The sequence below is a fragment of the Massilia terrae genome (assembly GCF_024753145.1).
Classification (GTDB): Bacteria; Pseudomonadota; Gammaproteobacteria; order Burkholderiales; family Burkholderiaceae_D; genus Telluria; species Telluria terrae.
Window position 1 is genome coordinate 23,886 of the sequence record NZ_JANUGU010000016.1, and the last position, 6,227, is coordinate 30,112.

5 protein-coding genes are annotated in these 6,227 nt (G+C 64.9%); all 5 read left to right on the forward strand.

The window, feature by feature from the left end; genetic code table 11:
• Positions 1 to 12: 12 nt before the first annotated feature.
• Positions 13 to 1,191, forward strand: a complete 1,179-nt coding sequence (lptF, locus tag NX778_RS24355) for an LPS export ABC transporter permease LptF (RefSeq protein WP_258814406.1) — start codon at positions 13 to 15, stop codon at positions 1,189 to 1,191.
• Complete coding sequence (gene lptG, locus NX778_RS24360) at positions 1,188 to 2,372, forward strand: LPS export ABC transporter permease LptG (RefSeq protein WP_258814407.1); 1,185 nt, start codon at positions 1,188 to 1,190, stop codon at positions 2,370 to 2,372. Before lptF ends, lptG begins: the two co-directional genes overlap by 4 nt.
• The gene (locus tag NX778_RS24365; RefSeq protein ID WP_258814408.1) at positions 2,372 to 2,743 is read left to right on the forward strand and encodes a sirohydrochlorin chelatase; all 372 of its coding nucleotides are present in this window, start codon (positions 2,372 to 2,374) and stop codon (positions 2,741 to 2,743) included. Before lptG ends, NX778_RS24365 begins: the two co-directional genes overlap by 1 nt.
• Positions 2,744 to 2,970: 227 nt before the next feature.
• Positions 2,971 to 5,589 (forward strand): DUF4214 domain-containing protein, encoded by a 2,619-nt coding sequence (locus NX778_RS24370; protein WP_258814409.1) that lies wholly within the window; start codon positions 2,971 to 2,973, stop codon positions 5,587 to 5,589.
• A 151-nt stretch (positions 5,590 to 5,740) separates the two neighbouring features.
• Positions 5,741 to 6,184, forward strand: coding sequence for a hypothetical protein (locus tag NX778_RS24375; RefSeq protein ID WP_258814410.1), 444 nt, complete (start codon positions 5,741 to 5,743; stop codon positions 6,182 to 6,184).
• Positions 6,185 to 6,227: the final 43 nt, after the last annotated feature.

Here is a 6,227-nt window from a genome sequence, read left to right on the forward strand (position 1 = left end):
TATAACGAGCGAATGATTTTCCAACGCGCCCTTCAACGTGAAATGGTCAACGCGGCCGGTGCTACCTTCACGGTGCTTTTCTCGGTGACCGTCACCTGGACCCTGATCACCATCCTGGGCCGGGCCGCCGGCGGCCAGGTCGCATCGAGCGACGTGGTCGCGCTGATCGCGTTCACAGTCCTGAATTATCTGCCAACTCTGATCATTCTCACCAGCTTTATTTCGGTGCTGGTCGCGGTCACCCGTAGTTACCGCGATTCCGAAATGGTGGTGTGGTTTGCCTCCGGCCAGTCGCTGCTGCGCTGGATCGCACCGGTCATGACTTTGGCCATTCCGCTGGTGATCATCGCCGGCGGGCTGTCCTTCGTCGCCACGCCGTGGGCGCAGCAGAAACGCACCGAATTCACCGAACGTTTCAACAAGCGCGAAGATTTAAAACGGGTAGCGCCCGGCCAGTTTCGCGAATCGAGTTCGTCCAATCGCGTGTTCTTCGTCGAAGGCAGCACCGGCGGCGGCAATACCGTGGTGCAGAATGTATTCGTCAACACCGAAGAAAACGGCGCCAATTCCATCGTCGTCGCCAGGCAGGGCGTGATCGAAGCCGATGGCAAGGGCGGCCAATTCATGGTGCTTAAAAATGGCCGCCGTTACCAGGGTACGCCGGGCATGCCCGATTTCCAGTCGATGGAATTCGAGCGTTATAGCATGCGCGTGCAGACCAAGATGCCGGTGGCCGGCGCCGACGTGACGGTCGATTCGATATCCACCCCGGCGCTGCTGGCGGCGCCCAACCACGTCACCCTGGCCGAATTGTATTACCGGATGTCGCCGCCGATCATGGTGGTCATCCTGATGCTGCTGGCGGTGCCGCTCGGTTTCGTCAATCCGCGCGCCGGCAGTTCGGCCAACCTCATTTTGGCGCTGCTGATCTTTTTCACCTACAGCAACCTGACCAAGGTCGTGGAAGCCAGCATCAAGCAGGGCAAGACCTCATTCGGCATGATGTGGTGGCCGCTGCACCTGCTGGCGCTGCTGGCCGCGCTGCTGCTGTTCGCCTGGCGCCTGAACGTGAACCACCGCTACCACCCGCTGATGCTGATCAGCGGCTTCAAGCACCGCCGTTTCCTGCGCAAGGCTGCCGAACAGGCGCCGCAGCAGAAGGCGCAGAAGGCCGAGGCGGAGATCGAATGAAAATCCTGCAGCGCTATTTCGCCGTCAACATTACACAGGCGGTGGTGTTCGTATTGGTCGCCTTCCTGGCCCTGATTGCCTTCATGGACCTGGCCCAGGAACTACCGTCGGTGGGCAAGGGCAATTACATGATCCAGCATGCTTTCCTGTACGTGTTGCTGCTGGTGCCGGGCCACGTGTATGAAGTGATGCCGGTGGCGGCCCTGATCGGCACCATCTACACCATGGCCCAGTTCGCGCAGAGTTCGGAGTTCACCATCATGCGCGCCTCGTCGATGTCGACGCGCATGGCGGCCAGCATGCTGTGCAAGATCGGCATCGTGTTTGTCGCGGTCACTTTCCTGTTCGGCGAGCTGATTACGCCGCGCAGCACGCCGCTGGCCGAACGCGTCAAGCTCGCGGCCAAGGGCGGCACCGTGTCGGCCGAGTTCCGCTCGGGCATGTGGACCAAGGACATCGTGCATGCCGAGGGCGTGAAGGGGCCGGCAATCGGCTCGCGCTTCTTCAATGTCCGCCAGATCAAGCCGGACGGGCAATTGATTGACGTGAAGCTGTACGAGTTCGACACCGGCATGCGGATGCGCTCGCTTATCACGGCGGCCAGTGCCACTTACGACGGCAGCAACACCTGGCAGCTGCGCGAGGTCACCGAGACCCGCTTCAACAACAGCCGCGTGCTGCCGGAGCCGGGCGCGCCGCTGCCGCCGGGCACCTCGATCCAGAGCACCTACGGCCAAGAGACCAGTTCGGTATCGACGCGGCGCGTGCCGACGCTCGACCTGGTGTCGGAAATCACACCCAAGATCCTGTCGGTGTCGCATTCCGATCCCGACCGCATGTCGGCCAACGAGCTGGCCGTGTACACCCGCCACCTGGCCGAGAACCGCCAGGAGACCGAGCGCTTCAAGATCGCGTTCTGGAAGAAGCTGGTCGACCCGCTCGCGATCTTCGTGCTGATGCTGCTGGCGCTGCCGTTCGCCTACCTGCACACGCGCAGCGGCGGTATCAGCCTGAAAATCTTCATCGGCATCATGATCGGCGTGTCCTTCATCCTGATGAACTCGCTCTTCTCGCACCTCGGCCTGTTGTCGACCTGGCCGGCCTTCCTGACGGCGGTCGCGCCCAGCTTGCTGTTCCTGCTGCTGACCATCGGCGCGCTGTGGTGGGTGGAGCGGCACTGATGGCCAGCCGCGCCCTCATCCTGTTCGCGCACGGCGCCCGCTCGGCCGGATGGGCGGAGCCGTTCGAGCGTTTGCGCGACATGACGGCGGCGCGGGTCGACGATTGCGAGGTCTCCTTGGCCTTCCTGGAACTGATGGCGCCCAGCCTGCCTGACGAGGTCGCCGCAATGGCGGCCCGCGGCATCACCCGCATCAGCATCGTCCCCGTGTTCCTTGGCCTCGGCGGCCACTTGCAGCGCGACCTTCCGGCCCTGGTCGAGCGCCTGCGCACGCAACATCCGCAACTATCGATCGACGTTGCCGGACCGGTCGGTGAAGACGCGGGTGTCCTCGCGGCAATGGCCGATTATTGCGTGACAAGCTTGTCCTGATCGTTCTCACAAGCTTCGTTGAATGCCTGATATCCAAGGTGAAAAACCTTGCTATTCAGGCTGATAATTTTCTGTTGGATTTTCGCGTAAAGCCCGTGGTTGAGCCATTTCTTCGTTGCGGGCGGCGTTGACCTCAGTCATTATTTCCGCTCGTCACTCAATCCCAAACACATTGCGCCACGCTTGGCGCATGCCGCGCCCGCGGCGATTTGGAACCCAAGGAATCAATGACTACTCCCACTACCAGCATCTACGTTCGCCCCGGATCGACCAGCTACACCTGGACCTTCAACAACGCCAGCGTGGCCACGGCAAGCGGCAGTTCGGCCATCACCGCCGTTTCCTTCTTCCTGGACAGCAGCGCGAACCAGCAAATGGCGCGCGGCTATTTCCAATACAGCAGCAACGGCGGCAGCACCTGGAGCAGCTACGCGCTGCCGACCGACAGCGAAGGCGCATGGCTGCCGGCCAGCACGGTCTGGCGTTTCGTCGACCAGGATACGAACGAGGTGATGGACCCGGGCACGTTCACGATGCACTGGCAGCTGGCCGATGGCAGCGTGGCCTCCAGCAGCGCCGGCGTGGCGGCGGACGACCAGCCGGTCGGCCTGGTCAACGTCAGCGGCTCGATGTTGTCGACCTTGCACAACGGCGACGCCGTGACCGTGCTGAAAGCGATCGACGGCGGCAATCCGCTGGGTGGGACCTGGGTGATCGATGGCCAATCTCAGCCGGGCCTGTTCGGCCTGTCGACCGACGCGGCCACCGGCGTGACCAAGCTGGTGATCGCGAACGCGGCGGCGATGCCGTCGCTCGACACGGCGGCCACCGTGAGCGTGCACTATTACGACATCTACCAGAAGGATGCCAACGGCAATCCGGTCGGCGGCGTCGCGGGCACCATGTCGTTCAACGTGGTGAAGGGCAGCTCGACCGACCTGGCCGCGTTCGGCAACGACGCGGCCTACGGCGCAGCCAGCGGCGCCAGCGCGGCCCCGGTGCTGGCCACGCTGTCGAACGGCACGTTCGCGGCGGCATGGCAGGGCAGCGATTCCGCCATCTGGGGCCAGCTGCATGACCTGAACGGCAACGCGGTCGGCTCGCCGTTCGCGATCACCTCCGGCAGCGACGCGGCGGTGGAAAGCCAGCCGGCGCTGGGCATGCTGGCCGGCGGCCGCTTCGTGGCGGCCTATACCCTGCAGCAACTGGATGGCAGCAGCCAGGTGGCGTTTCGTATCGTCGAGGCCAATGGCAGCGTGGGCGCGCAAGTCGTGGCCGGCGCCAATGCCTCGATGGCGGCGGTGACCGGGCTGGCGGACGGCAGCTTCATGCTGGCCTGGACCAGCGGCGGCCAGGTGCACCTGCAGCATGAGAGCGCCACCGGCGCACCGGTCGGCAGCGAGCAGGTGCTGGGCGCGCTGGGCACCGCCTACAACCCGAGCCTGACCGCGCTGAGCAATGGCGACTACGCGGTGAGCTGGGGCGAAATCGGCGACGGCAATGTGTACACCGCAACCGGCAGCAACCTTTCGCCGGGAGCGGTGACCACCGACGGCGCCGCGGCGAACGTGATGACGGCGGCGCCGCTGTCGCATGTGACCGCGCTCGCCGGCGGCGGCTATGTCGTGGCGTGGGACAGCTACAGCAACGACACGCGCGGCTTTTCGATGAGCGACATCTTCTTCCAGCGCTTCGACAATGGCGGGCATGCGCTCGGCGCCATCCAGCAGGCCAATCTCGACGGCGGCAGCGGGCACTTCGACGCCGAAGTCGCGGCGACGCCGGACGGCGGCTTCGTGGTCGCCTGGCAGGGCCCGGACGCCGACGGCATGGGCGTGTTCGGGCGGCGCTACGCAGCCGATGGCAGCGCGGTCGACGGGCACGAGTTCCAGATCAACCAGATGGCGCAGGGTAACCAGACCAGTCCGGCGCTGACGAGCTTCACCAACGGCGGTTTCGCCACGGCCTGGATCGACAGCGGCGCGAGCGGCAGCACGATCGAGGCGCGCGTGCTGGTCGGCAGCGGTTCGAGTGGCAGCACCAGTTCGGGATCGACGGGCTCGGGCAGCACCAGCGGAGGCGGAACCAGCGGCGGCACCACTGGTACCGGAAGCACGGGCAGCGGCAGCACGGGAACCGGCAGCACGAGTGGCGGGAGCACGGATACCAGCGGGACGGGCAGCACCGGCACGGGCAGCACCGGCAGCGGCGGCACGACGACGACCACGCCGGATCACCTGACTGGCACCACTGGCAACAACGTGTTCGTGTCCGGCACCGGCAGCCACGTGATCGATGGCGGCGGCGGGCTCGACACCGTCACCTATTCCGGCGCGCACACGGCGTACACGGTGACCACCGGCACGGCGGGCCTGACCGTCACTGGTGGCGCCGGAGCGGTGCAGGATACGCTCACCAATATCGAGCGCCTGCAGTTCAGCGATGAGACGATGGCGTTCGACATCAGCGGCACGGCGGGCCAGGCATACCGGCTGTACCAGGCCGCGTTCGGCCGCACGCCCGATGCCGCGGGCCTCGGCTACTGGATCAAGGCGATGGACAATGGCATGTCGCTCGACCAGGCCTCGAACGGCTTCGTGGCCAGCCAGGAATTCGCGAACCTGTACGGTCCCAACTCGAGCGACAGCCTGTTCGTGCAGACCCTGTACATGAATGTGCTGCACCGCTCGGGCGATCAGGCCGGCTATGATTTCTGGATGGCCGCGATCCAGCAGCACGGCGAGAGCCGCGCCCAGGTGCTGAGCAACTTCAGCGAGAGCGCGGAGAACCAGGCCCAGGTGATCGGCACGATCCAGCACGGCATCGAGTTCTTGCCGTGGAATTAAGTAGCGGAGGTAATCGCGGCGAACCTTGTGCCGGATCATGAGATTCGACCCGCGAGACGTTTGACACCACTATCGAACGCCCCCACACTGCAAGGCACCCGAGCCGTTCGTGCCTCGGGTGTTTTTCCATCCACCTTACCTGGCCAACATCATGCTGACAGTAGCGATCAGGCAGCTCTTCACTGCCGCGGTACAGTCGTTGAAAAGCGCGGCGGCGCGCGCGCTGAACGGGGCCTTGCCGCCGGGTGTGCTGGTGGAATTCCGCTGCGCGCGCCGGATCGACGCCTTGACGCGGCGGCTGGTGGGCATGCAACGCAAGATCGCCAATATGTCGGCGCACGTGCTGTCAGGCAGTGCGCGTGGCGCGGTGGATGCGGACCACAAGCTGCGCCGCATGCTGGCCGAGTTCAAGCAAGACCTCAACGGCGTCCGGCGCGAACTGGCCACCTGGCACACGCGCGAATGCCGCGGCCGCACCGGGGCCTTGCTGGCAGCCGCCATCGAACGCCTGAACCGCATCGCTGCAGACACCTATATGGCAGCAGACCGGCTGGGGTTCGAAATCGACGAGCACGACAGGCGCTTTGGGCGGTGATCGCTCATCCCCTGCGGCTCATCCTTTCACCACCACTCCGAAC

What these genes read in the sequence shown, in the direction of transcription:
- lptF (WP_258814406.1), top strand. Translation starts at nt 13, where the DNA reads ATGATTTTCCAACGCGCCCTTCAACGTGAAATGGTCAACGCGGCCGGT.
- lptG (WP_258814407.1), top strand. Translation starts at nt 1,188, where the DNA reads ATGAAAATCCTGCAGCGCTATTTCGCCGTCAACATTACACAGGCGGTG.
- NX778_RS24365 (WP_258814408.1), top strand. Translation starts at nt 2,372, where the DNA reads ATGGCCAGCCGCGCCCTCATCCTGTTCGCGCACGGCGCCCGCTCGGCC.
- NX778_RS24370 (WP_258814409.1), top strand. Translation starts at nt 2,971, where the DNA reads ATGACTACTCCCACTACCAGCATCTACGTTCGCCCCGGATCGACCAGC.
- NX778_RS24375 (WP_258814410.1), top strand. Translation starts at nt 5,741, where the DNA reads ATGCTGACAGTAGCGATCAGGCAGCTCTTCACTGCCGCGGTACAGTCG.